This window comes from Shewanella sp. N2AIL, from assembly GCF_022690845.1.
Taxonomy (GTDB): Bacteria; Pseudomonadota; Gammaproteobacteria; order Enterobacterales; family Shewanellaceae; genus Shewanella; species Shewanella baltica.
In genome coordinates, this window is the sequence record NZ_JALBYT010000019.1 from 1 (window position 1) to 23,345 (window position 23,345).

The following is a 23,345-nucleotide window of genomic DNA, read 5'->3' on the forward strand; positions in this document are numbered from 1 at the left end:
ATGTCGCATAATCTGTATTAATGATTTGGTAAATCACTAAGTTTTAATTTGGAGCGACATATCGGGTTCGAACCGATGACCTATACCTTGGCAAGGTATCGCTCTACCAACTGAGCTAATGTCGCATAATTATCGCTGTCACATCAGCCTTCAACATTCAAAAAGGTATCGTCTATCTACCTTTATCAACTGAGCTAATGTCGCATAATCTGTATTAATGATTTGGTAAATCACTAAGTTTTAATTTGGAGCGACATATCGGGTTCGAACCGATGACCTATACCTTGGCAAGGTATCGCTCTACCAACTGAGCTAATGTCGCATTTCACATTTTAAGACTGTGACAGTCTAGAATTTGGAGCGACATATCGGGTTCGAACCGATGACCTATACCTTGGCAAGGTATCGCTCTACCAACTGAGCTAATGTCGCTTTTTGTATCGCTGCTACATTTGCCTTCAACATTGACAAAGGTATCGTCTATCAACTGAGCTAATGTCGCCTTTTGTATCGCTGCTACATTTGCCTTCAACATTAACAAAGGTATCGTCTATCAACCTTTATCAACTGACATAATGTCGCATTCAATCTAAATGACCGTACATCTCTGTTCGCATCAAAAAGTTGAGGCCGCATTATATGAAAAATTCATGCGGCTGCAACCCCTTCTTGCATATTTATCTACTGATCGGTCAAATTTTAAATACTTTGCTGCGATAATACTGCAATTCAGCGATCGACTCTTGGATATCCTGCAGGGCTTGGTGAGTGTTTTGCTTCTTAAAGCCCGCCATAGTTTCTGGGCTCCAACGCTTCACTAGCTCTTTAATCGTACTGACATCCACATTGCGGTAGTGGAAATAATCTTCCAGCTCGCGCATATAACGATTTAAGAAGCGTCTATCTTGGCCAATACTGTTACCACACATCGGAGATGCGCCCTTAGGAACATACTGTTCTAAGAAGGCAATCGTCTTAGCCACGGCTTGCGCTTCGGTTTCTTGGCTAGCACGAACGCGGTCAATCAACCCTGACTCACCATGGTGCTTTTGATTCCAATCATCCATAGCGGCCAGCACGTCATCCGATTGATGAATCGCGATAACCGGACCTTGACCGATAATATTGAGTTCTTGATCTGTCACTAACGTGGCAATTTCAATGATCCTGTCGACATCGGGCTCTAACCCTGTCATTTCCAAATCGATCCAAATGAGATTATTTACATCTGCCGTCATAAATCAGCCTTATCATGTCAGTTAGCCTAAATTCAGGCTTTTTTATTCAAGAGCGTGTATCATACTGCTTTTTTCCGACACAAAAAATCACCTAATTGACGAAGACGAATCAGTGAGTAAAAAGAAACCCCTAAGCCAAGGTCAATTACGCCGTATGCGTGCTAATCACGAGAAGCGACTCAATCGTGACAGTGGCGAAAAAAATACGCCAGAGTTACAGGATAGTTCACTGGGGCAAGAACAGCCCGGTACTGTGATTTCTCGTTTTGGCCAACATGCCGACATAGAAACCGAAAGCGGCCAAGTTGTGCGCTGTAATATTCGCCGTGCCGTCACCAGTTTAGTCACTGGCGATAAAGTGCTCGTACGCTTAGCCATTGAGAGCCAAGCCAATAGCGGCATAGCGGGTATTGTTGAAGCCGTTCATCCACGTCGCTCATCACTTACACGCCCAGATTTATACGATGGCGTGAAAATTATCGCCTCGAATATCGACCAAATTTTGATTGTGTCCTCGGTATTACCCAGCTTTACCACCCAGATCATCGACCGTTATTTAGTGGCCGCTGAAGATACTGATATTCCGCCTATCATCATTTTGAATAAAATTGACTTGCTCAACCCCGATGAAGCGCAGGCTATCGATGAAGCGCTACAGCGCTATAAAGATATTGGCTATCCGGTTTATAAGGTCAGCAGTAAGTTAGGTGATGGTATCGATACCATCAAAGACATACTCAAAGATAAAGTCAGCGTATTTGCTGGCCAATCTGGTGTGGGTAAGTCATCGATCATCAATGCCCTATTACCCGATGCCGAACTGGTAATTGGTGATGTTTCCGATAACTCAGGTTTAGGTCAACACACCACCACCACAGCCAAACTGCTGCACTTGCCTAGTGGCGGCGATTTAATCGACTCCCCAGGCGTGCGCGAATTCGCCCTATGGCATCTTCCTGCGCAACGTGTAGGCTGGTGCTTTATCGAGTTTCGCGAGTATCTTGGCGCGTGTAAATTCCGCGATTGTAAACACGGTGACGATCCCGGCTGTGCACTGCAAGAAGCTCTGAGCCAAGGTAAAATCAGCGCAGATCGCTTTAATAATTACCATAAAATTATCGCCAGCTTAGATGAACAACGTCATGCCCGCCATTTCCGTGCGGCCACTGATGAATAACGACTTATTGATAAATAACAACAGTCTCAGCAAAGATTGAGCAGTAAGAAAAGGAATTAAAATTGGATAAAGTCAAAATTGCGCTGCAGTACATGCTGCCGAAACACTTATTATCTCGTTTAGTGGGTAAACTCGCCGCCGCCGAAGCGGGCGCGTTAACCACGGCCGCTATCAAGTGGTTTATCAAGCAATATAAAATTGATATGAGCGAAGCGGCGCAGAGTGAGCCTGAAGCCTATAAAAGCTTTAATGCCTTTTTTACCCGCGCCCTTAAACCCGGTATTCGTCCGTTAGATATGGACGCCGATATCATGGTGCATCCCGTCGATGGTGCCGTAAGCCAATTAGGCCCGATTAAAAACGGCCGCATCTTCCAAGCTAAGGGTCACCACTATTCATCCTTAACCCTGCTTGGCGATCAAGCCGAAGATGCTAAACGCTTCGAAGGCGGTGATTTTGCGACTATCTATCTGGCGCCTAAGGACTATCACCGTATTCACATGCCGATTAAAGGCACGTTATCAAAAATGACTTACGTACCTGGTGAACTGTTTTCGGTGAATCCGTTAACGGCCAGACACGTACCCGGTCTCTTTGCCCGTAACGAACGTGTGGTGGCAATTTTCGAAACCGAATTAGGTCCATTAGCCATGGTATTGGTTGGCGCAACGATTGTTGCCAGTATAGAAACGGTCTGGGCAGGCACAGTCACGCCGCCGACAGGTAAGCAAGTCTTCACTTGGGAATATCCAACCCAAGGCCCCGATGCCATCACCTTAGACAAGGGTGAAGAAATGGGTCGCTTCAAGTTAGGCAGTACTGTGGTGATGTTGTTTGCTAAAGATGCTATCGCGACCTTTGCTGAAGGTGTCGAAGCCGAAGCCGTAACGCGCATGGGACAAGCCTTCGCGAACCTGAAAGACGTTAAGCAAGCGGATTAAGCTTTCTTGAGTTCTGCTAAACCTTCGGGATTAATTGAATTACATTTGGCAGTGCTGCTATTTGGCGGCACGGCTTTGTTTTCTAAATTAATCCCACTCAGTGCCCTCGACATCACCTTCCTACGCTGTATCGTCGCCGCCACTGTGTTAGGTTTGCTGGTCAAACTCAGCCGTAAACGGCTAACGCTGGCCAGCAAACAAGATTATCTGGTCGCCATCGGGCTTGGGGTTATCGTAAGCCTGCATTGGGTCACGTATTTTGCCGCCATGCAGCTCTCGTCGGTCGCCATTGGCATGATTGCGTTTTTCACCTATCCGGTGATGACAGTGATTGCTGAGCCGTTACTGACCGGCAGTAGAATAAAATTACTCGATATGATTAGCGGCGTGTTAGTGCTGATTGGGGTGATATTACTGATCCCTGAGGCCAATTTAGGTAACGACACTACGCTGGGCATTGCCATCGGCATAGTATCCGCCATCTTGTTCACCGCCCGTAACTTATTGCACAAACGCTACTTTTCCCAGTACAGCGGCCCACATGCCATGTTCTACCAAACCTTGGTCGCCGTCGTGTTCCTAATGCCGTGGCACCAAACGGAACTGAACAGCATCTCACTCGAAGTGTGGGGGTTAATTATTTTACTCGGCGTCGTCTTTACCGCCGCGCCCCACGCACTATTTACTTCCGCACTGAGGCAACTCAGCGCCAAAACGGTTGGGCTAGTCTCTTGCTTACAGCCCTTCTATGGCGCCATGTTAGCGCTGATTATTTTGGGTGAAGAGCTCAATCTTAATACCCTAATCGGCGGCACTATCATAGTCGCGACCGCCATCTTCGAAACCCATCAATCGCACCAGTCACAGCGGCGAAAAAAGAACGCCTGAAACATACCAATCTCAACGCAATTTGGCTAATATGGAGCGTCTTTCGCCCCTAAATGTCTTTAGTCCTTATGCCACGTATTTTATTGTTCGTTATTGCTTTTTTCTCATTTTCCGTCCTTGCCAATTCGCCTTTGCAGTTGGACAAACGTCTTGGCATGAACAAGCAAGATCAGCAACAAAATCTCAGCATTGATGAACAAATTAACGACCTAAAAATTAACATAGAGAAACTCGCCGCCAGTGCGACCAGTTTCCAACAAGCGCAGATCGATTTTGAACAACACAAGAAGCGCACCAACCAAGCACTGAAAGAAGCCTACAAACCTCTATCACTGGAAAAAGGCACAGACCTCAGCCAGCAGGCTTCGATGGCCTATATTCGCTTGTCTGAACTTAAAGAAAGCGAATCGACCCTTGGCCGACAAGTTAACGATTTATTACAGCGCCACAATGACTTACCGACAGTAATTGCCAACGCGAGACAAACTGTCGCCCAAAACAAAAAAGCTGAACTCGCCCCGCTTGATACCCCTACGGGTGAGTTACAACAAACTCAACGACTCTTCTTTGAACAAAGCCTTGCGACCAATGAGGCCGAGCTTGCCAGCAGCCAAAAACGCATTGAACTGACGCAGTTGCAATTACAGCTAGTACGCCAACAACTGGTGCAGCAAGAAGCCTTAATTGAAACCATCAACAAGGCGATCAATAAACAACGTCAGCAACAAACCGATGCCACCCTAGCCAAAAACTTAGTCAACACGGACAAAGTCCTCGATCCCATTACCCGCAATATTGCCGACACTAACCAGATTTATGGCCAAAAACTGCAAACCTTAACCTTGCAGATCAATAATGTGGTCGAGCAGCAGGAACAGGCAGAAACCCAATATCAATCCCAAGCCAAACAGTTGGCGAACATCCAAGAACAGATCACTTGGGTCAAAATGAACTCCGCCTTTGGTGAGCGCTTTTTGCAGATGTTGCAATCACTGCCTAAGCCGCCGAACCACGAAAAACTGCAAACCCTGATCGCCGATGCACGCTTAGACAGATACCATTTAGAGCAGCAACAAGCCCTTAATGATCAAGAGTTAGAACAGCCCGGCTTATACAATGAGCAACAGATTAAACTACTGCACTCGCAGCAAAGTTTGATCTCGCAGCTGATGCAAAGCTATGACCAATACTTGAGTGAATTAGGTAAGTTGAAGGTCAACTATCAACAACTGAGTCAGCAACATCTCACCCTTAAAAATACCCTAAACGAGCATTTATTCTGGGTGCCTAATGCTGCCAGTATCAGTAAATTATGGCTGACAGATCTTGAGCGCAGTACGGTTTGGCTAGTGCAGCAAGCGCAGTGGGATGAGCTAGGTAAAGCGTGGGAAGAGCAAAACGATTATTGGTCTTGGTGGATCATATTGCTGGTATTGTGTTTAGTCGTACAGGACTTAATCACGCCTAAATTCAATCGCTTGCTAAATCATTACACCACTTATGTGGGCAATGTGACCCAAGATAAATTCATTTACACCCTCAAGGCACTCGCCTGCAGTGTCAGTTATGCCTTGATAAAACCTTTCCCAGTGATCATGGCGGGATTGATTTTTTATCAATCCGATCGCAACTTTGTGCAAGCAGTGGGCATGGGCATACTGGCGATTGGTTTAGTTTACCTCTTGTATCGCTTCATCTTTATTCTGACGCTCGACAAAGGCGTACTCGTGGGCCATTTCAAACGTCCCTCGAAACTCATTCAAGCCGGACAATCACGACTCAGACACTTTGTGCTGGTCGCCAGTCCATTATTGGGCTTGATGGGCTTTACCGAAGTGCTCGACACCTCACTGGTGCGCAACAGCATAGGCCGTGGTGCCTTTATTGTTTTCTGTATCGTTTTATTCTTGTTATACAAAGATATCTTAATTCTTAGCCGTAAAAACTCGGATGCGAAGAAAGACGGTAAAAACAAAAAACTCATTCAGAAGATCCTCTGGACCTTGTTAATATCTGTGCCTCTTTTAAGTGCAGGATTAGCCTTTAGAGGTTACTACTTCACCGCCTTCCAAATGCTGTTACAACTGCAATTATCGATCGTGCTTGGTCTGGGTTTCTTACTCTTATACCAATTGATCAAACGCTGGATGTTGATTGAACGTCGTCGTATCGCCTTCGACCGCGCCAAGGCAAAACGTGCCGAACGCTTGGCCCAACGGGAGAAAGGCGAAACCCATCATCTCTCCGCCGATGGACTCGATACCTACGAAGAACCCGTGGTCGATCTGGAAACCATTTCGAGCCAATCCCTCGGCCTAGTGCGTTCGCTGTTGTTATTGGCCTTCTTAGCCAGCTTGATTGGTCTGTGGACTCAAACCCACACGGCGCTGTTTTCTTTCCTCGATGGCATTACGCTGTGGACGACCAATACCAGCGTTAATGGCCTAGAACAACAGTTGCCCATTACCATGAAGTCCTTGATGTTTGGGCTGATAGTGGTCGGTTTCTCGCTGATGATTGCCACTAATCTCCCCGGCTTACTTGAGTTGATGATCCTACAAAGACTCGATCTCTCCCCCGGCACAGGGTTTGCGATCACAACCGTCAGTCGTTATCTAGTGGTTTTCCTCGGACTATTAATCGGCTTCTCTAATCTCGGGATGGAATGGTCTAAGTTGCAATGGCTGATTGCCGCACTGTCGCTCGGTTTAGGTTTTGGTTTACAAGAGATTTTCGCCAACTTTATTTCGGGTCTGATCATTTTATTTGAAAAGCCAGTGCGGATTGGCGACACAGTGACGATTCGCGATTTAACGGGAACCGTGAGTAAAATTCAAATTCGGGCGACAACGATTATCGATTGGGATAGAAAGGAAATTATCATCCCGAACAAAGCCTTTATCACAGAGCAGCTGATCAACTGGTCGTTGTCAGATCCTATTACGCGGGTCATTGTTTATGTGTCGGTGGCGCGGGATTCTGATCCCGCCAAAGTCGAAGCGACCCTGTACCAAGCGGTGCAAGAGTGTGAAGATGCACTTGCCAGCCCAGAACCTGAAGTCTGGTTTGCCGGCTTTGGTAAACACACCCAAGATTATGAAGTGCGCGCATATGCCAAAGATATGTCGGCACGTTGGCCACTGCGCCATGATTTACATAAACGAGTGACTAAAAAACTCAAAGAAAACAATCTCGAACTCGCCTATCCGCAGATGGAAATCCATATTAAGAATGGTCAAAGTCGAGAGCAACAAGGCATTATTAGAAGCTAATAGGATCGCAGAACATGCTTATTTTTGCTCACCGCGGCGCCAGCGGTTATCAGGCCGAAAATACCTTAGCCGCCATGGCTAAGGCGTTAGAATTAGGGGCTCAGGCCGTCGAGCTCGATGTGCATAATGTCGAAGGTGAGTTAGTCGTGTTCCACGACCGAAGGCTTGATAATAAAAGCTCGGGCTCTGGCGTGATCCATTTAGTGAGTAAGCATTATCTGGCGAGCATCAATGTGAAAGGCGAACCCATACCAACCTTATGGCAAGTACTTGAGCTGATTGCGGGGCGCTGCATAGTCAATATTGAATTAAAAGGCATTAATACCGTCACGCCGTTAATCGATTTATATCCAAAGGCCTTAAGTCAGCTTGGGTTTACCCAGGAGCAGTTACTGATATCTTCTTTTAATCACCCGTATCTGCGCGAACTTAAACAAGCTTTGCCCGAGGCTTTAGTCGCGCCGCTGCTGGCCAGTATTCCGCTTGATAATGCCGCGGTTGTCAGTGAGCTAAATGCTTACTCGCTACACTTAGATCTCAGCTTTATCAGCCAAGCCTTAGTGGATGACGCCCACAACAGAGGCGCTAAGGTTTATGTTTATACGGTCGATCATAGCGACGATATTCATGCACTTAAGCAGATGGGCGTCGATGGTGTGTTCAGCAATTATCCCGACCGTGCCATGCAAGCCTTAGCTCAAGTGACCACGGCCGATTACTCTGGTTACTTTGAATAACGACAGCCTTGATATCGATATTAAGCTTGGCTATTTCGCTGAGCCCAATAGCCGATAAAAATAAACATGGCCACAATTAACAGAAACATCCAATGGGATGGCATAGCCACTATGTGTCTTGCCACCCAAGGCGTGGCTTTCACGATCAATAGGCCATAGCCAAAGGCATTCACAATAATAAAAACAAATGTTCGCAGCACAAAAGAATGCCCCAACAAATGACGCCTTAGGATACGATTGACATCCGCTGAAAAAACCAAAATAAGACACACCACCATAGCGGTAGCAATATCAAAAGCCCAAGGGCGAAGCATGTTACCCAACTGGGCAATAAGGGCGACTAACTGATCCATAATGACTCAACCTAAAAAGATGCTGCACAATCCCTCGACGTGGCCGCGACAGCACATTGAAAAATAACAATAACCAAGCATAAAGGGAGACGCCATGGGGCACAAGTTACTCTTGCTAACGAAGGCAAATCAACAGTACCGCGATTTGATTGAGGCGCAGAGTCTCCCAGATTTAACGTTACTCGATGATAATCCAGCGGGCATAATTGATGCAGATATTTGGTTAGCCGAACCTAAACTCGCCGCGCCCCTATTACCCCATGCTAAAAATCTGCAATGGTTACAATCAAGCTTTGCAGGCATAGATGCTCTGATGAGCCCAAGGGGCAGAAAAGACTATCAACTCACCAATATTAAAGGCATTTTTGGCCCGCTGATGAGTGAGTTTGTGTTCGGTTATTTACTCGCGCATATCCGTGGCCATGGCTTTTATCGCCAGCAGCAACAGCATAAACAGTGGCAAGTTCAACCACCCATACGTCACACAAGTTTACAGGGAATGCGATTACTCATACTCGGTACTGGCTCAATTGCCCAGCATCTAGCGCAAACCGCAAAACACTTTGGCATGCATGTCACAGGCATTAATAGCAGCGGTAATGCCGTAGAAGGTTTTGATGCCATTGAAGCGATGGCCAATTTAGCCCAGACGTTAACGCAAGCCGATGTGGTGGTGAATTTACTGCCCAGCACTCCGGCAACCCAAAGCCTGCTTAACGCTGATACCTTAGGCAAGCTAAAAGATGATGCTGTGCTGTTTAACGTCGGCCGCGGTGATGCACTCGATCTCGATGCGCTTAATGTCCAGCTTATCGCTAAACCTACTCAACAAGCGATTCTCGATGTTTTTGCTCAAGAACCTTTGCCCAATAGCCATCCCATTTGGGAGCGGGAAAATGCCATCATCACGCCGCATATTTCTGCGCCAAGCCATCCCGCACAAATCGTCGAAATCTTTAGCCAAAACTATCGCCGCTACATTAGCGGTGAGCCACTGCAGAATCGAATCGACTTTAGTAAGGGCTATTGAGTTAGCGCTCAGGAATTAAGTTAGAGAATTGAAATTGGGTCAGAAAAAGCAAAGGCAATAGTCAGACTATTGCCTTTGTTATCTTACGTTTTAGGTGATTACACCCTAAAGCTGCGCTTTAAGAATTGATCAACTAAGACTGAGTGAGAATCCATCTCGCGAGTCACTTCATCGTTCAAGCCGACCATTTCACTGCCAAGTTGATGGCTAGAATGGGTAAATTGCGACACATTCACCACGCTGCGATTCATCTCATTCGCCACGCTCGATTGCTCTTCAACCGCACTAGCAATATGGTGCGTCATATCGGTAATGGTCGAAATGGCTTCACGAATCGTACGTAATGCCGTGCCCGCTAAATCCGCCGTTGAAATACATTGGGACGCGGCAACCACGCCTTGCTGCATGCTGACCACAGCTTTATTGGTCCCCTGCTGCAACAGGTTAATCATGCTTTGGATTTCCTTGGTGGCATCGTGGGTACGTTGCGCCAATGCCCTAACCTCGTCAGCAACAACGGCAAAACCACGGCCTTGCTCACCCGCACGCGCCGCTTCAATCGCGGCATTTAATGCCAGTAGATTCGTCTGACCCGCAATACTCTGAATCACATCTAGCACAGTGCCGATATCTTTACTGTGGGCTTCTAACTCAGTAATAACCTTTGACGTTTGTTGCAATTGCTCCGCCATAGCTTGAATCGAGCTAATAGTACTCGACACCGTTTTATCACTATTGATGGTTTCAGCGGATGCCATTTGCGTGGCACTGGCGGCATCGGCACAATTGGAGGACATATCGCCTAATGTGGCGGTCATCTCCTGCATCGCCGTAGCAACTTGTTCTATTTCAGACAGTTGAGCCTGACTGGTACTCTGGATTTGTTTGCCCTTGGCGGCAGATATTTTGGCTTGTTCAGAAACGTTAAAACAGGAATCCGATGCACGCCCCAGAATCGACTTAAGCTCAGAGGTCTGCATTTGGAGCGCCAAATCAATCGCGCCAAGATCATCAGAGCTTCCACTATAAATATGCGCCATCAAGGGGTTATCGTAGATATGCTTTGCCTTAGCCACGATAGCGTAATAACGACTCAGCACCAGATTACCGCCCACCAGCAATACTAAGATGCTTATCGCTAGGGCAATAAAGCCCATTAAGCCAATTTGCAGAGCAAGGTAAAGCATCGGCAGCATGGCAAGTAGTGCTAGTAATAGCAATTTGGCGGGCATGCTCACTGTACGTTTTAATGCACTAACACTGCCCTTTTTGTTCAACTCTGCATAAGCCGTTTCTGCACGCTTAACCTGCTCGCGGGTGGGTTTGGTGCGTACAGATTGAAACTCGACGACTTTACCATTAACTGAAATCGGGGAGACATAGGCATCAACCCAATAGTGATCGCCATTGGCACAGCGATTTTTCACTATCCCTTTCCAAGGCTCACCTTTTTTGATGCAGCGCCACATATCTTCAAACGCATAGGGAGGCATATCTGGATGACGCACCATGTTGTGGGGCTTGCCTAACATGGCATCGAGTTCAAAACCGGCAACGGTACAAAAGGATTGGTTGGCGTAGGTAATATGACTTTGAGTATCCGTGGTCGACAATAAAATCCAATCCGCTGGATAATCATATTCTCGCTGTGTAACTGGTAGATTAGTTCTCATGAAACCTTATGGATCTTTGATTAATTCTTCGTTATTCATCCATGAGTTATCCATCCGTGAGGCATCATCACCCTGACTCTATATTCCTGAACCTACTTCTAAAACTGCCTAGCAGTGTAATGCTAAAACACATCTAGCATAGACGATAAAACGTGCGCCATGTAACAAAAACGTTAATGTATGAAAATCACTCAAAAATCACGATTGCATTTGATAAGCGTTTTCATTTAGAATTAGCGCAATTCTTCTGGAGACTAATATATGTACGTTTGTCTTTGCCATGCGATCACCGATACGCAAATTAAAAATGCAGTAAGCCAGGGCGATAGCTCGCTTGCTGACGTGAAAAAGCGCTTAGGTGTTGCCGATCAATGTGGCAAGTGTGCAAGAATGGCGGTACAGATCATCCAGAATCAATTAGAGCGTGAGCCTAATTATTACGAAGTCGCGTAAATTGAATCGCGAATAGGGTGGTAAGGGGAACTCGCTAACGAACACACTTTCGACAAGCTAAAACCACGCTGATTCAAGCAAACTCAATCCAGCTAAAGCAAACTCAATCCAAAAAGTCCCGCGACAACAAAGCTTTCTATCCGTCACTTCGTCTTAAATAGTTTTGCCAGTTTAGAGCGTCACTTCGTCTTAAATAATCTTGCCAGTTTAGACTTTAGATATGATGTTTTAATGACAAGCCCCCACTGAACTCCAAGCTCGAAAGCCGCGAATAATTCAATGGGGTTGCAGATCCACTTTCGAGCCAATTCTACTTACGTTTCAATCCTACTTACGTTTCAACAAATAGGCGGCTTCATTAAGCCAAGGCACGGCTTTTTTAATAAAGCGGGGATTGTCGGCCAACACATCTTGGGAGGCTAATACTTCAATGTCAAAGTCATCACTCAGATGCTGTTCAACCCAGGTTGGGGATACGGCGAAAGGAGGGCCAATTAAGGCTTCCTGCGGATAATCTAAGGTCACTAATAAGCCGACACTGCCGCTAGGTAACAAGCTCGCTAGCTGCTTGGCATATTGGGCACGCATGCTCTCTGGCCATGCGATCAACGCGGCGCGATCATAAAATGCTGTCACTTCTTGAGTGATAGCCTTAGGTAAAGTGAAAATATCACCTTGATACAAACTGATCTGCTCAGTGTGATAATGCTGATACTCACCCACGGTCGTTTGCGTCATCTCGAGTTGGTTATCGCTGAAAAATTGCTGCACCGCCAATTCATTCAACTCACAACCTATGACCTGATGCCCTTGTTCGGCCAAGAAACACATATCTAGCGACTTGCCGCATAAGGGCACAAAAACCTGTGTATCTGCGGGTAATCCAAGCTTCTGCCAATACTTAACCAGGAAAGGATTGATGTCTTGCTGATGAAAACCTATTTGTTGCTGGTGCCACTTTTCATGCCAAAAACCGGGTTCCATGGGTTTATCTCTATTCGCTAAAGTTGTCCTTACTCTAATGACATTTTAAAGCGGATGCAAAGCTGCCTGCCATTCGACAAACTCAGCAATGTAAAGACTCACTTACTGATCTAACGTGGCTTGCACTTTACGCAACCAAACACAGTTATCACATTGACATTGACGGCGTGATAAATGGTGCGGGCTTAACGATGAGTCAACAAAATCCACGGCGATCAACAACTGCTGTTTTAACTCGGCAATCGATTTTTCGTTCACGGCCACCAGCTCGTCGTTCTGGTTCATCCAGATACATTCCATGCCCTGATGACAAGTTAAACATTGCTCGTCGCTATCATTAAAAAATACCGCATGTGGGCAATGGGTCACTTCCATTGACTGCAAAATTCGCTTACGCGGATATTCCAATAGCTCGATCAACAAGGCTTTATATTGGGTGGGCATATGCCCTCCTTAGCTGCACTTTGTCTGTAGGTTAATTAACAAAAACTGATTCCATCTCATGTCCCAAAGATTACCTATAGTCGCGAGGATTTAACTTGATGTAAGTCAAAGTCAGTGACGAAATGATCGTATAGGTAAACCGCGCCTGACGCTGATCACTAATGCCGCTCTGAATCCTAAAATAAAGCCAGCCGCTATTTGATTATCGCCCCCGCTTACTGGTTAAATGGACAAAACAAGGAGCACAATTTGCAAACACCTCAGCTGCAGCATTTTTATATTTCTGAAGAGCAATCCATTTACTTGCTCAAAGCCAATGATGCCCGTAAACACAAGGCGTGGATCCGCCTCTGTAAACAGCAGCTGAGCAAGTTAGGTTATACCGATATCGAATTGGTCGGCAAAGGCGCCTACGGTTTCGTGTTTGCGGGTATCAATCAAGCGGGCGATGCCCATGTGTTTAAGTTCTCGCGGATTAATCTGCCGCAACATATTCAAGATAGGCTCGAAGAAGAAGCCTTTATGCTGTCCTTACTCAAGCATCCCAATGTGCCGGGCGCGATCAAATTTGAGCGAGTCGGCAAGCAAGGCATACTCGTGATGGAGCGGGCAAAAGGCGAAGATCTCGACCAACTTTGCCGCCGTATGGGCGCCCTGCCCACAGCTATGGTCATGAGCATCGCCCGCCAACTCGCCGATATCTTGTATTACCTGCGCACGGGCAAGCCCTTAGTGCACGGCGATATCAAACCTTCTAATCTGGTTTACGACATTGAACAGCAACACTTATCGTTGATCGATTGGGGATCGGCGGTGTTTGCCCAGCGAGATGAATATAACAAGCCGGTCGAAGACAATGTGATGGCGTTAATGTCGAGCGATCAACAACATACCAACGCCCGCATGGGCGATGTGTACTTTATCGGCGAAGAGCAACTCAATGGGGCACTCTCCAGCCCGCGCTTTGACGAACAAGGCGTTGCTGCAACTCTGTATGCTCTTGCCTCAGGCCAAGCAAGCCGCTTCGGCGCACAAGTTATCTCGCCCACCAGCATTGGCTTACCAATGGAATTAGCCCGTACCTTAGAGGGCATGCTCAGCACAGATCCTAAGCAGCGCAACATTGCCGGCGATTACTTTTTGAAAAGTATGCGCCACAGCCACAGACTGCATTTACCAGAACTGCCCAAAGCTGAGTTACAGGGTGAAATTCCTGTGTGGGTGCAATCCCGCGACAAAGATGTTGAAACCGTCAGCTACAGCTCGCGTAAGTCCTTTTTGAAGGAACATAACGCCCAAGATCCTATCGCTAAGATGGATGATATTCAGCTCGAAAAATATTACCGCAACTTCCTCGCGGGCATGGGCGATACCGAAAAAGGTTTTATCGCCGCCGTGGGTCGGTTAGCGCAATATCCAATCGTGGGCGGTCTCGCGATCCACTGGCAAGAAACCGGCGTGTTTATCGACTCCAATCTTGCGATTTACGATGCAAAACAAAAAAGTGCCTTAATTATTGCGGTCAACAATATGGTAGATCTGGCGCGGGGAATTAAACGTATCGGGGTGTTTAAGGCCTGTTTCTTTAACGCCAAAGACACGCTGCATATCGAGCGCACAGATATCAGCGAGCCGTTTGTTGCCAGCGCCGATCTGCAATTGCCCTTTGAAGTCGGTGATGTGCCCACCTTAGAAGATAAGTCACGGTTACACTCTTACTTTGAAGACGGTAAAGATCCCGACGAAAACCTCGAATTGCCGGTGGAGATCATGGAAGAATTAGCCCGCATCAACCAAATTCACCACACAGGCTGCATCATTTTTGAGGCACTGCCGAATCACTTGAAAATCCACAGTTACTTGAAGCTGCTCAACCCCCGTAAGCAAGCGGCGTTTCGCGCCAGTCTAGATCGCATCTTGCATCATGTCGGCAAAATCCAAGGCCACGGCGTGTCGGGCTTTATGAAACTACCCTACAAAAACACCCGCCGCTTTACCCATCTAGAGCGTAAAGCCGATCACTTTTATCCGAAAAATCCAAAAGAAATAGGCGCCTAATGGCGCCTATATTCATCAGATTAAATCGGCGATCCCGGCGGTAAGCTTAACGGCTTAGGGATCAGCTTAACCTTGGCATCGGTTAAGCCCGCAGCCAGACCCTGTTGCAACCAAGTATAATGGGCCGCAAGACTTGCATTCGCTCGATTCGACTTCGCTTTCAATTGCTTAATCACAAACTGAGCGCGATCGTTGATCGCAGCCCTCACCTCTGGTGAGGTTTGAGGATTGTGCAGCGTTGCCAGCACTTCATCAATCACCACAGCGTTCACTCGCATCCACACGCCTTCGACCAGCCCAAGCTTGTCCTCTTGATACAAGGTCGCCGCGAATAACTTATCCAGTAATGTCGTCACCGATAACTGCTCGCTATCCGCCATGGATGCTTCGCTGACACGATTCAAACGTTTAGGCATCAATAGCAAGCTCACGGTATAACGGCTAAATACTTCAGCCATACCGAGAGGATCGTTAATTGCGCCTAAACCTGAGTCGAAGGATTCCCGCGTAGCATGATAATTCCCCGCCTTTGGCACTAAACTGTCGAGCAAGATTTGCGGCACAGTTAAACTCGCCGCATCTAAGGTTTTAAGCAGTGCGTCTAAACCCGTTAACTGCAACTGCGGCGCAATATAGCTCCAGCGGCTGCCTTCACCGATAGATTGATAGTTATAGTCAGTGCCGCCAATAAACTTAGCAACCGCATCGATTTGATAACGCGTCAGCAAATAAATTGGCGTAAAGGCATCGGCTAGCTCGCCCAGTGGCTCATTGGGTAACAAGGCTGCACTGGAGAATCCCGCAATCGCCTTAGTGCGAATTTTGTCGAGCTTACCTAGTTGCTCGATCGGATCGTCACCACTATCCCACAAACTGGCATAGGCCTGACTCGCATCCTTTTGGCGAGAATCGGCCTCACCGATATAACGTAAGCCACGTTTCGCCACATCGGCCAGTAAGTCGACTTGCAACGCTTGTTGGGCGCGAGCATCGCCTTGTTCGCTATAGCCATAGGCGATAGCAAAATCATCCCAAGGGCCAACACCTGTAGTGTAAGGCGCTGAAATATCAATATCATTGCCCTTTAGCAGGATTTTCGGATGGGGATAATCCATCACAGAGGCATCCTGATTGGTCGAAGCGGCAAAGTTATGATCAAGCCCTAAGGTATGGCCAACTTCATGGGCAGCCAGTTGGCGAATACGCGCCAGCGACAAGGCTGTCGCCGCTTTCTCGGCCGCCACTCTATCCTGCCAGCCTGCGGTTAAGCCTTTGGCAATCAAGTAATCCTGCCGCACACGCAAGCTGCCGAGCGTGACTTGACCCTTAATGATTTCACCGGTGCGAGGATCGGTCAGTGCAGCGCCATAGGACCAACCCCGCGTCGCCCTGTGCACCCATTGGATCATGTTGTAGCGAATATCCTGCGGATCGGCATCTGCAGGCAATAACTCAACTTTAAAGCCGTTGATAAATCCGGCGCGAGTAAAAGCCGTCTCCCACCAGCGCGCGCCATCGAGCAAGGCAGACCGTATCGGCTCAGGCACACCGGGATCGAGATAATAAGTAATAGGTTTAACGACTTCGCTTGGCGCAGGGCCAGAATGCACTTTCTGTAAACGGTGGCGCAGGATAAAACGCTGCACTAAAGGTTGGTCAAAGGGCGTCGCATAGTCGCGATACTCATCGGACAAATAGCCGCTCATCGGGTGATAAGCCCGCGGCTGATAATCAGTATCAGGCAGCTCAACAAAGGAATAACGCATCCGCACCGACATTAAAGTGCCGTCGGGGGTTACCTGTGCGACCTGCGCGCCTGCGACATCGCCTTTAAAGGTGAGTTGCACATCCACATCGGCGTTTTTCTCAAAGGATTTTATCCCTTTGGGTAGGATGACAGAACGGCTCAGATCCAGCCGATAATTGCCCTGCTCTGTTTGTTGCAATACGGAAGATACGCCGTGTAAATCATTGAGCACCAGATCGTTGATCGCCACCAGATCGGGCTTGCCTTCTATCACTTTGCCCTGCCATAACACAGAATCGGCAAAGGCTTCTGCAACCGCTCTTTGCTCGGCAGCGTCAGTCGTATTAGCACGATATTGGGTATTGAGTTGCTTGAGTAAAATATAGGGGCCTTGGCGTTCAAACTGCACCATGCGGGTCTGACCCAGTTGGCCGCGATCGAGACCAATGTCGTTCGAACCTACGCCCTGCGGCAAACTAGTGACCAAGAGAAAAGGCTGATTTAAGCGATTGACCTCAAGGTATAACTCTCCCTGAGACTCCTCGTAATAGAGATTAAGAAACCCTTTCGCCTCTTGGCTTTGCTTAATGATCTTGGCGCTAGGCGCGGCTGCTGCGACGGTAACGGTGGGAAATCCTAACAGCGCTATGGATAAGGCTAAGGCTAAACTTTGGGGTTTCATCTTTCCTCCTGATACGGCTGGCTGCGTTATTTACCTTAATAAGTCATTGGCATCTTTGATGACTGCTTATCTCAAGCGATTGATTAAAAGTAAATAATGCGAGGCCATCACTGGCCCCGAGCAAATAAATTAACGATTCTGATGCTGATTCTTGTGTTTGATCCAGTGATTTAATGTTTCAAATAATTCGTTGAGCACTATGGGTTTAGTAATGTGGGCATTCATCCCCGCCGCTAAACTCTTTTCCCTATCGCCCGACATGGCATGGGCAGTCATGGCAATAATAGGCAGTTCATCGGCACTAAAACGCTCACGCAGTGCCCTTGCAGCGGTTAACCCGTCCATCACTGGCATTTGAATATCCATTAACACGGCATCAAACGGCCGCGAGTCGATGGTATCCAGCGCCACTTGACCATTGCCGGCAAGCACCACTTCATAGCCTGCACTTTTAAGGAGTTCAGTCGCCACTTGCTGATTGATAAAATTATCTTCCACCAGCAGCACTAAACCTGTGTGTTCGCCGTCTTCAACTTGGACTTCAACCATAGGCTGAACCACATTCAATCTCGGCTCATCGGCAAAGGCGGCAATGATCTCATCGAACAAGCTCGATGCCTTGAAGGGTTTTTGCAGTACGGCAAACACATTGGCGCTATCGACTTCATGCTGCAAGGGCTCTGCCGCATAGGCCGTCATCATAATAATCACCGGTCGTTTCGCTAAGCGGCCTTCGGCGACCATAGTATCTATGGCGCTGACCACATCGCTGCCGTCCATTTCTGGCATCATCCAGTCGAGCAATAGCAGATCGATTGGCGCCCGCGACAGTTTATACAGCGCTTCGGCGCCACTAGCGGCGGTATCGACTTCGAAGTGGAAATCTCGCATCAAGGTCGAATAAATTTGCAGTGCCGTCGGGTTATCGTCAACAACTAAGGTGCGTAGGCTATTGAGTTTTTCCGGCACGACCAAAGGCTCAATCTTAGCGGCTTCGGCAATCTCAAAACTGATGGTAAAGCTAAAGGTACTTCCGACCCCAAGCTCACTCTGCACTTGCATCTTACCGCCCATCATAGACACCAGATGCTTACTGATCGATAAACCTAAGCCAGTGCCACCGTATTTACGGGTGGTCGAACCGTCGGCTTGGGCGAAGGCATCGAACAACTTATCCTGCTGATCTTTACCTATGCCGATACCAGTATCGCGCACCCAGAATTTCAAGGTAATGCGATGATCGCGCTCGCCGACATCTTCACAACCCAGCTCAATTTCGCCAGATTGGGTAAATTTCACCGCATTAGATAACAAGTTAATCAGCACTTGGCCTAAACGCAGTGGATCGCCCTTAAGAATGAGTCCCGCAGTCACTGGGGCATACAAGAGTAACTCAACGCCCTGTTCCTGTGCCTTGAGCGCATTGAGATCAAGGGCGTGATCGAGCACTTTATCCAGCGGGAATGGCACCCGCTCAAGCTCCAACTTACCCGCCTCAATTTTAGAGAAGTCGAGAATATCATTGATGATCCTCAACAGCGATTGCGCCGAGAAACCAGCTTTTTCGAGGTAATCTTTCTGCTGCGCCGTTAACGAGGTGCGCTGTGCCAACTGCAACATACCGATAATGGCATTCATCGGCGTGCGGATCTCATGGCTCATGTTGGCCAAGAATTCACTCTTGTAGAGGTTAGCTAATTCGGCGTCTTGCTTGGCTTCCAAAAGCGCCACTTCGTTACTCTTATGGCGGGTAATATCCTTATGGGTACCGAGCATACGCTTAGGCTGGCCTTCGGCGGTGAACTCCACCACACGGCCACGGGATAACACCCAGTGATAGCCGCCATTTTTACCTAACATACGGAATTCGATTTCGTAAGCGCCGACGGGATCAGCAAGATACTGAGCACGGTATTCCTCGACGCGAATCCGATCGTCGGGATGGGATAATTCATCAATCGTCGACACAAGAGCGGGGAACTCATTGGTTTTGTAACCCAACATAGAATAATAGGCTGGGTTACAAATGATCTGTTCAGAGTCTAAATACCAATCCCACAGGCCATCTTCTACCGCATCCATGGCTAAGTGATAACGCTCTTCGGACAGGCGCAATTGTTCAGCGGATTCGTATTCGCGCGTCACATCACGCCACACGGCAATCAGACCCTGCAATTCGCCGCGGCGATTATAGAAAGGCAGTTTAAGGGTATCGAGCAGCACAGGTTTACCCGCAAGCTCGACCTTTTCTTGGTAGCGCAGCGGCGTGCGATCTTTTAGGACTTGTTCGTCTTCTGCGCGGATACGAATGCCCATTTCTGGCGAGGTCAGATCCTCAGATGATAAACCTATCATCTCGCTCTCTGTGTAACCCAGCATGCGCTCAGCCGCCTTGTTACAACCTAAATAGTTGCCTTCTTTGTCTTTAAAAACAATGGCTTCCGGAATAGAGTCAAGCAAAGATCGCAGCAGCGCATATTCACGCTCACGCCGCTCTGTGGTGTCTTTTAAGCGTTCAGTACGCCGCGCCACTAGCTTATCGAGCCGCTTATTCTGCTCCGCCAAATGGTGGGTATATTGTTTGTTTTCCTCAAAAATCCGACTCACCAGCAAGAACCAAGGTTCCCAGCCGCGGGTGATTTTCTCCGGTGGCTTACGCGGCTCTTGCGAGCAACCCTCAAGGTGCGACAGTAGTCGCGAGGCTGGGCTCACAAAAGATCGACGCGTCTGCCAATGCACTATGGTCACCAACACTGACAGGGCAATAACCACCAAAATAAAGGTCAGCTGCAGTTTTTCCCACGAGTCTTGGAATAGGTCGTCTTCATCCTGCAAATACAGTAAACGCCATGGCGCGTTATGCAGTGCAACCGAGTGAATGTAATAGCCGTTGCGGATGATGCCGTCGTGGGCATCGAACAATTCCGACTCAGGCAAAGAATGCAGCTCAGAGGGAATACGTTGGCTGATGTGATAGACCCGATTGATATCTGAGCTATCAAAATCGCTGTGGGATAAAATATTGTTCTGTTGGTCGAGCAAAATCACAGTGCCCGGCATCTTAAAGTAGACCCGAATTTGCCGCGCTAACGAGGCAAGCGTCATGTCCAAGTTGATTGAACCAATGAACTCATCGTCCAAATAAACAGGCACACCTAAAGTGGTCAATAAACCTTTGCCGGTGGAGTCCACATAGGCTTCGCTCCAAAACACACTGCGCTGCGGGTTCATGGCTGGGGTGGCGTATTGGAACTGTTTCTTGTTGAGTAATTCGTCCCTAAAACGTTGATCGTCATTCGACCAAGGGAAATAGGACATGATCCTACGTTTCGACAGGTAATAGATCGCCGAGGCTTTCGGGGCGGCTTCTTTGGCGACGGGGAATGACAGTGACAACTCAAACAACATCTCAAGCTCTTGATAGAACTTGTCGTCGCGGCCGTCGAGGGAACCCGCACCAGTAATCCTACCCATGTTGGTAAAGGGCTCACCGCTCTGGGCATAGCTAGGTTCTAAGGTAAAATACTGGCCGCTTTCGTTGAATTTACCGTATTGGGGTAAGCGTTCTTTACGTACGAGTTCGCCCAAACGTAAATGATCCACAGCAACGTTGCGTAAGCTTTTTACCGCTCTAATGCTCGACTCGAGTAGCAAATCGATTTGCAAAACATGGCGCTGAACCTGTTCTTCACGCTGTTCCATCTGCTGCGCTTTTTGGCGGTCGAAAAACATCCATGCGGTCAACAAAGACATGACGATAACGCCAATGTACGTATAAAAAACGGCACGGTTGTAGTTCTTCTGGATCGGCGATTTTAGTTGCAGATCCGGCTCACTCGATTTCATCCACTACCCTTGATTGCAGCGCTTGATTTCAGCCAACGGCGGCAAAAGCTATGAGCTCCATATAGTAGCAGGAAGAAACTACCAATCACATAAAATAATTGCTGGAAAAAGGCTACTCATACCACTGATAAGTCGATTAAAAATCTACTACTCTATAAAACTAAGGCCTCAATATCTGAGGCCTTAATGATTACTCTAAAATAAACCGACACTCTTTAGAGATGCTCTTCGGCGTATTCCGCTAAGCGTGAACGCACTACGCCATTGAGATACACGTTGGCGCTGCCTTCAAAGTCTTTAAAGCGTTCAACAATGTAGGTTAAACCTGAGGTTACTGCGGTTAAGTAGTTAGAGTCGATTTGCGCTAAGTTACCGCAACAAATCAGCTTTGTGCCCTCGCCCATACGGGTGATCATGGTTTTGATCTGCGAGGCGGTGAGGTTTTGACATTCATCCAGTAGCACTATGGAGTTTTGGATTGAACGCCCGCGCATAAAGTTGATCGACTTAAACTGAATGTTAGCCTTCTCCATAATGTAGTTCATGCTGCCCGTGGGATTAACATCATTCTTGTGCAGCACTTCGAGCGTGTCAGTAATGGCGGCCAGCCACGGCATCATCTTCTCCTCTTCGGTGCCGGGCAAGAAGCCGATAGATTCGGCGATTTCTGGGGTGTTACGGGTGACGATCACTTTGTCGTAGCGATTACGCTCGACCACCAGTTCCAATGCCGCGGCCATGGCGAGCAAGGTTTTACCGCAACCGGCGGGGCCAGTTAAGATCACCAGATCGATATCGGGATCGAGCAATGCTTGCAGCGCCATGCCTTGATAGACGTTTTTAGGTTTAACGCCCCACGCTTCGAGGTTTTTCACTCGCTCACGGCCAAGATCTAAAATGTGCAGATGGGTGTCTGTGCGCTCGGTAACGCGACCGCAAAAATCCGACTCAGTGTCGATAAGGTATTGGTTGATGTAAAAATTATCATTTTCGAGATTTTTGAGCGGCACTTCATGCACTGTGTGTCTACCGTGACGCTCGGTGGAGACCTTATTCAAGTGTTCCCAAAAATTACCTTCGAACTGGTAAAAACCTTTGCTGAGGAAGCGAATATCATCGATCAACTGGTCGGTTCGATAATCCTCAACCAATTGAATACCTGCACCTTTGGCTTTAAGGCGCATATTGATATCTTTGGTGACTAAGACAACGGTACGGGGATGATGCAGATTTTGCAGATGTAGGGCGGTGTTGATAATGCGATTGTCGTTTCCATCTCCCGGCAGGGCGCCTAAGGTAAAATCGACAAGGTGATCAGGGAAGATTGAGAGCGAACCGACGGCATCGGCATGACCCTCTCGGCTGGGTAAAGGGACACCATTGATAATCTGTTCTGGGGTAGTTTCACCGCCTAGGGTATCTTCCAATGCCCTAATGGCAACTCTAGCATCGCGACTCACGTCACTCTTTCGATCTTTAATCTGGTCCAACTCTTCTAGCACTGTCATCGGAATGACCACATCGTGCTCTTTAAACGAATAGATCGCCAAAGGTTCATGTAGTAACACATTGGTATCCAGTACAAACAACTTTCTGTCGTCTTGTTCCATGGCGCCTCCAGAGTGCTTCATAAAAGTTTAAACACACTTTTGAGTCTCAATAAAAGTTAACCAACTCCTATTACTGGCAAAGCATATGGCAAAGAATGATCATAAGGTTCAAGTTGATAGCAATTTACTCGCACTTAAACCTTAAGTTGATATTGGCACCAAACTCACGAGATAACAATACAGCAACCATTGTTTACCATACAGACTCGAGG

At 47.6% G+C, this 23,345-nt stretch carries 16 protein-coding genes and 3 tRNA genes; 8 read left to right on the forward strand and 11 right to left on the reverse strand.

Going from position 1 to position 23,345, the window contains the following annotated elements; genetic code table 11:
• Positions 1-49 precede the first annotated feature (49 nt).
• The 4 genes from MO387_RS12295 to orn all read right to left on the reverse strand — a co-directional run bounded on the left by MO387_RS12295 (position 50) and on the right by orn (position 1,238).
• Positions 50-125 (reverse strand) — tRNA-Gly (locus MO387_RS12295).
• Positions 126-246: 121 nt separating this feature from the next.
• Positions 247-322 (reverse strand) — tRNA-Gly (locus MO387_RS12300).
• 34 nt (positions 323-356) lie between these two features.
• Positions 357-432, reverse strand: a tRNA-Gly gene (locus MO387_RS12305).
• Between the two features lie 260 nt (positions 433-692).
• The gene (gene orn / locus MO387_RS12310) at positions 693-1,238 is read right to left on the reverse strand and encodes an oligoribonuclease (protein ID WP_006080044.1); all 546 of its coding nucleotides are present in this window, start codon (positions 1,236-1,238) and stop codon (positions 693-695) included.
• Between the two features lie 112 nt (positions 1,239-1,350).
• Here orn and rsgA point away from each other — a divergent pair, with 112 nt between their 5' ends.
• The 5 genes from rsgA to MO387_RS12335 all read left to right on the forward strand — a co-directional run bounded on the left by rsgA (position 1,351) and on the right by MO387_RS12335 (position 8,253).
• Positions 1,351-2,415, forward strand: coding sequence for a small ribosomal subunit biogenesis GTPase RsgA (gene rsgA / locus MO387_RS12315; RefSeq protein ID WP_107949301.1), 1,065 nt, complete (start codon positions 1,351-1,353; stop codon positions 2,413-2,415).
• Between the two features lie 62 nt (positions 2,416-2,477).
• Entirely contained in the window at positions 2,478-3,356 is an 879-nt protein-coding gene (gene asd, locus MO387_RS12320; protein WP_028761759.1) for an archaetidylserine decarboxylase, read from the forward strand.
• Positions 3,357-3,362: 6 nt separating this feature from the next.
• Positions 3,363-4,244 carry a DMT family transporter gene (locus tag MO387_RS12325; RefSeq protein ID WP_107949304.1) on the forward strand — a complete coding sequence of 294 codons (882 nt, stop codon included), beginning with the start codon at positions 3,363-3,365 and terminating at the stop codon, positions 4,242-4,244.
• Positions 4,245-4,297: 53 nt separating this feature from the next.
• The gene (locus tag MO387_RS12330) at positions 4,298-7,516 is read left to right on the forward strand and encodes a mechanosensitive ion channel domain-containing protein (RefSeq protein ID WP_234420962.1); all 3,219 of its coding nucleotides are present in this window, start codon (positions 4,298-4,300) and stop codon (positions 7,514-7,516) included.
• Between the two features lie 14 nt (positions 7,517-7,530).
• Entirely contained in the window at positions 7,531-8,253 is a 723-nt protein-coding gene (locus tag MO387_RS12335; protein WP_107949308.1) for a glycerophosphodiester phosphodiesterase, read from the forward strand.
• 20 nt (positions 8,254-8,273) lie between these two features.
• On the opposite strand, the gene MO387_RS12340 is transcribed toward MO387_RS12335, so the two are convergent.
• Entirely contained in the window at positions 8,274-8,606 is a 333-nt protein-coding gene (locus tag MO387_RS12340) for a DUF3392 domain-containing protein (RefSeq protein ID WP_006080036.1), read from the reverse strand.
• A gap of 94 nt (positions 8,607-8,700) precedes the next feature.
• Between MO387_RS12340 and MO387_RS12345 the strand changes: the two genes are divergently transcribed.
• The gene (locus MO387_RS12345) at positions 8,701-9,636 is read left to right on the forward strand and encodes a D-2-hydroxyacid dehydrogenase (RefSeq protein ID WP_107949310.1); all 936 of its coding nucleotides are present in this window, start codon (positions 8,701-8,703) and stop codon (positions 9,634-9,636) included.
• Between the two features lie 98 nt (positions 9,637-9,734).
• Here the strand turns inward: MO387_RS12345 and MO387_RS12350 are convergent, their stop codons facing one another.
• Positions 9,735-11,309 carry a PAS domain-containing methyl-accepting chemotaxis protein gene (locus tag MO387_RS12350; RefSeq protein ID WP_107949313.1) on the reverse strand — a complete coding sequence of 525 codons (1,575 nt, stop codon included), beginning with the start codon at positions 11,307-11,309 and terminating at the stop codon, positions 9,735-9,737.
• 261 nt (positions 11,310-11,570) lie between these two features.
• Here MO387_RS12350 and MO387_RS12355 point away from each other — a divergent pair, with 261 nt between their 5' ends.
• A complete protein-coding gene (locus MO387_RS12355) occupies positions 11,571-11,762 on the forward strand; it encodes a bacterioferritin-associated ferredoxin (RefSeq protein WP_006080031.1) in 192 nt (63 codons plus the stop codon).
• A 327-nt stretch (positions 11,763-12,089) separates the two neighbouring features.
• On the opposite strand, the gene MO387_RS12360 is transcribed toward MO387_RS12355, so the two are convergent.
• Together MO387_RS12360 and MO387_RS12365 are read right to left on the reverse strand one after the other, a co-directional pair.
• The gene (locus tag MO387_RS12360; RefSeq protein WP_107949315.1) at positions 12,090-12,746 is read right to left on the reverse strand and encodes a thiopurine S-methyltransferase; all 657 of its coding nucleotides are present in this window, start codon (positions 12,744-12,746) and stop codon (positions 12,090-12,092) included.
• A 102-nt stretch (positions 12,747-12,848) separates the two neighbouring features.
• Positions 12,849-13,190 (reverse strand): hypothetical protein, encoded by a 342-nt coding sequence (locus MO387_RS12365; protein ID WP_006080029.1) that lies wholly within the window; start codon positions 13,188-13,190, stop codon positions 12,849-12,851.
• Positions 13,191-13,439: 249 nt separating this feature from the next.
• On the opposite strand from MO387_RS12365, the gene MO387_RS12370 reads away from it, so the two are divergent.
• Positions 13,440-15,248, forward strand: a complete 1,809-nt coding sequence (locus MO387_RS12370) for a protein kinase (RefSeq protein ID WP_011845712.1) — start codon at positions 13,440-13,442, stop codon at positions 15,246-15,248.
• A gap of 20 nt (positions 15,249-15,268) precedes the next feature.
• Here the strand turns inward: MO387_RS12370 and MO387_RS12375 are convergent, their stop codons facing one another.
• From MO387_RS12375 to MO387_RS12385, 3 genes are all read right to left on the reverse strand, one after another.
• The gene (locus MO387_RS12375; protein WP_107949317.1) at positions 15,269-17,677 is read right to left on the reverse strand and encodes a zinc-dependent metalloprotease; all 2,409 of its coding nucleotides are present in this window, start codon (positions 17,675-17,677) and stop codon (positions 15,269-15,271) included.
• 129 nt (positions 17,678-17,806) lie between these two features.
• Positions 17,807-21,523, reverse strand: a complete 3,717-nt coding sequence (locus MO387_RS12380; protein ID WP_107949319.1) for a response regulator — start codon at positions 21,521-21,523, stop codon at positions 17,807-17,809.
• A gap of 215 nt (positions 21,524-21,738) precedes the next feature.
• Positions 21,739-23,133 (reverse strand): PhoH family protein, encoded by a 1,395-nt coding sequence (locus MO387_RS12385; RefSeq protein WP_242326314.1) that lies wholly within the window; start codon positions 23,131-23,133, stop codon positions 21,739-21,741.
• Positions 23,134-23,345: the final 212 nt, after the last annotated feature.

Excerpts from the sequence above, each read along its gene's own strand:
- MO387_RS12345 (WP_107949310.1), top strand. The coding sequence starts at position 8,701 with ATGGGGCACAAGTTACTCTTGCTAACGAAGGCAAATCAACAGTACCGC.
- MO387_RS12375 (WP_107949317.1), bottom strand. The coding sequence starts at position 17,677 with ATGAAACCCCAAAGTTTAGCCTTAGCCTTATCCATAGCGCTGTTAGGA.
- MO387_RS12350 (WP_107949313.1), bottom strand. The coding sequence starts at position 11,309 with ATGAGAACTAATCTACCAGTTACACAGCGAGAATATGATTATCCAGCG.
- MO387_RS12355 (WP_006080031.1), top strand. The coding sequence starts at position 11,571 with ATGTACGTTTGTCTTTGCCATGCGATCACCGATACGCAAATTAAAAAT.
- MO387_RS12365 (WP_006080029.1), bottom strand. The coding sequence starts at position 13,190 with ATGCCCACCCAATATAAAGCCTTGTTGATCGAGCTATTGGAATATCCG.
- MO387_RS12385 (WP_242326314.1), bottom strand. The coding sequence starts at position 23,133 with ATGGAACAAGACGACAGAAAGTTGTTTGTACTGGATACCAATGTGTTA.
- MO387_RS12330 (WP_234420962.1), top strand. The coding sequence starts at position 4,298 with ATGTCTTTAGTCCTTATGCCACGTATTTTATTGTTCGTTATTGCTTTT.
- MO387_RS12360 (WP_107949315.1), bottom strand. The coding sequence starts at position 12,746 with ATGGAACCCGGTTTTTGGCATGAAAAGTGGCACCAGCAACAAATAGGT.
- MO387_RS12340 (WP_006080036.1), bottom strand. The coding sequence starts at position 8,606 with ATGGATCAGTTAGTCGCCCTTATTGCCCAGTTGGGTAACATGCTTCGC.
- MO387_RS12380 (WP_107949319.1), bottom strand. The coding sequence starts at position 21,523 with ATGAAATCGAGTGAGCCGGATCTGCAACTAAAATCGCCGATCCAGAAG.
- MO387_RS12335 (WP_107949308.1), top strand. The coding sequence starts at position 7,531 with ATGCTTATTTTTGCTCACCGCGGCGCCAGCGGTTATCAGGCCGAAAAT.
- orn (WP_006080044.1), bottom strand. The coding sequence starts at position 1,238 with ATGACGGCAGATGTAAATAATCTCATTTGGATCGATTTGGAAATGACA.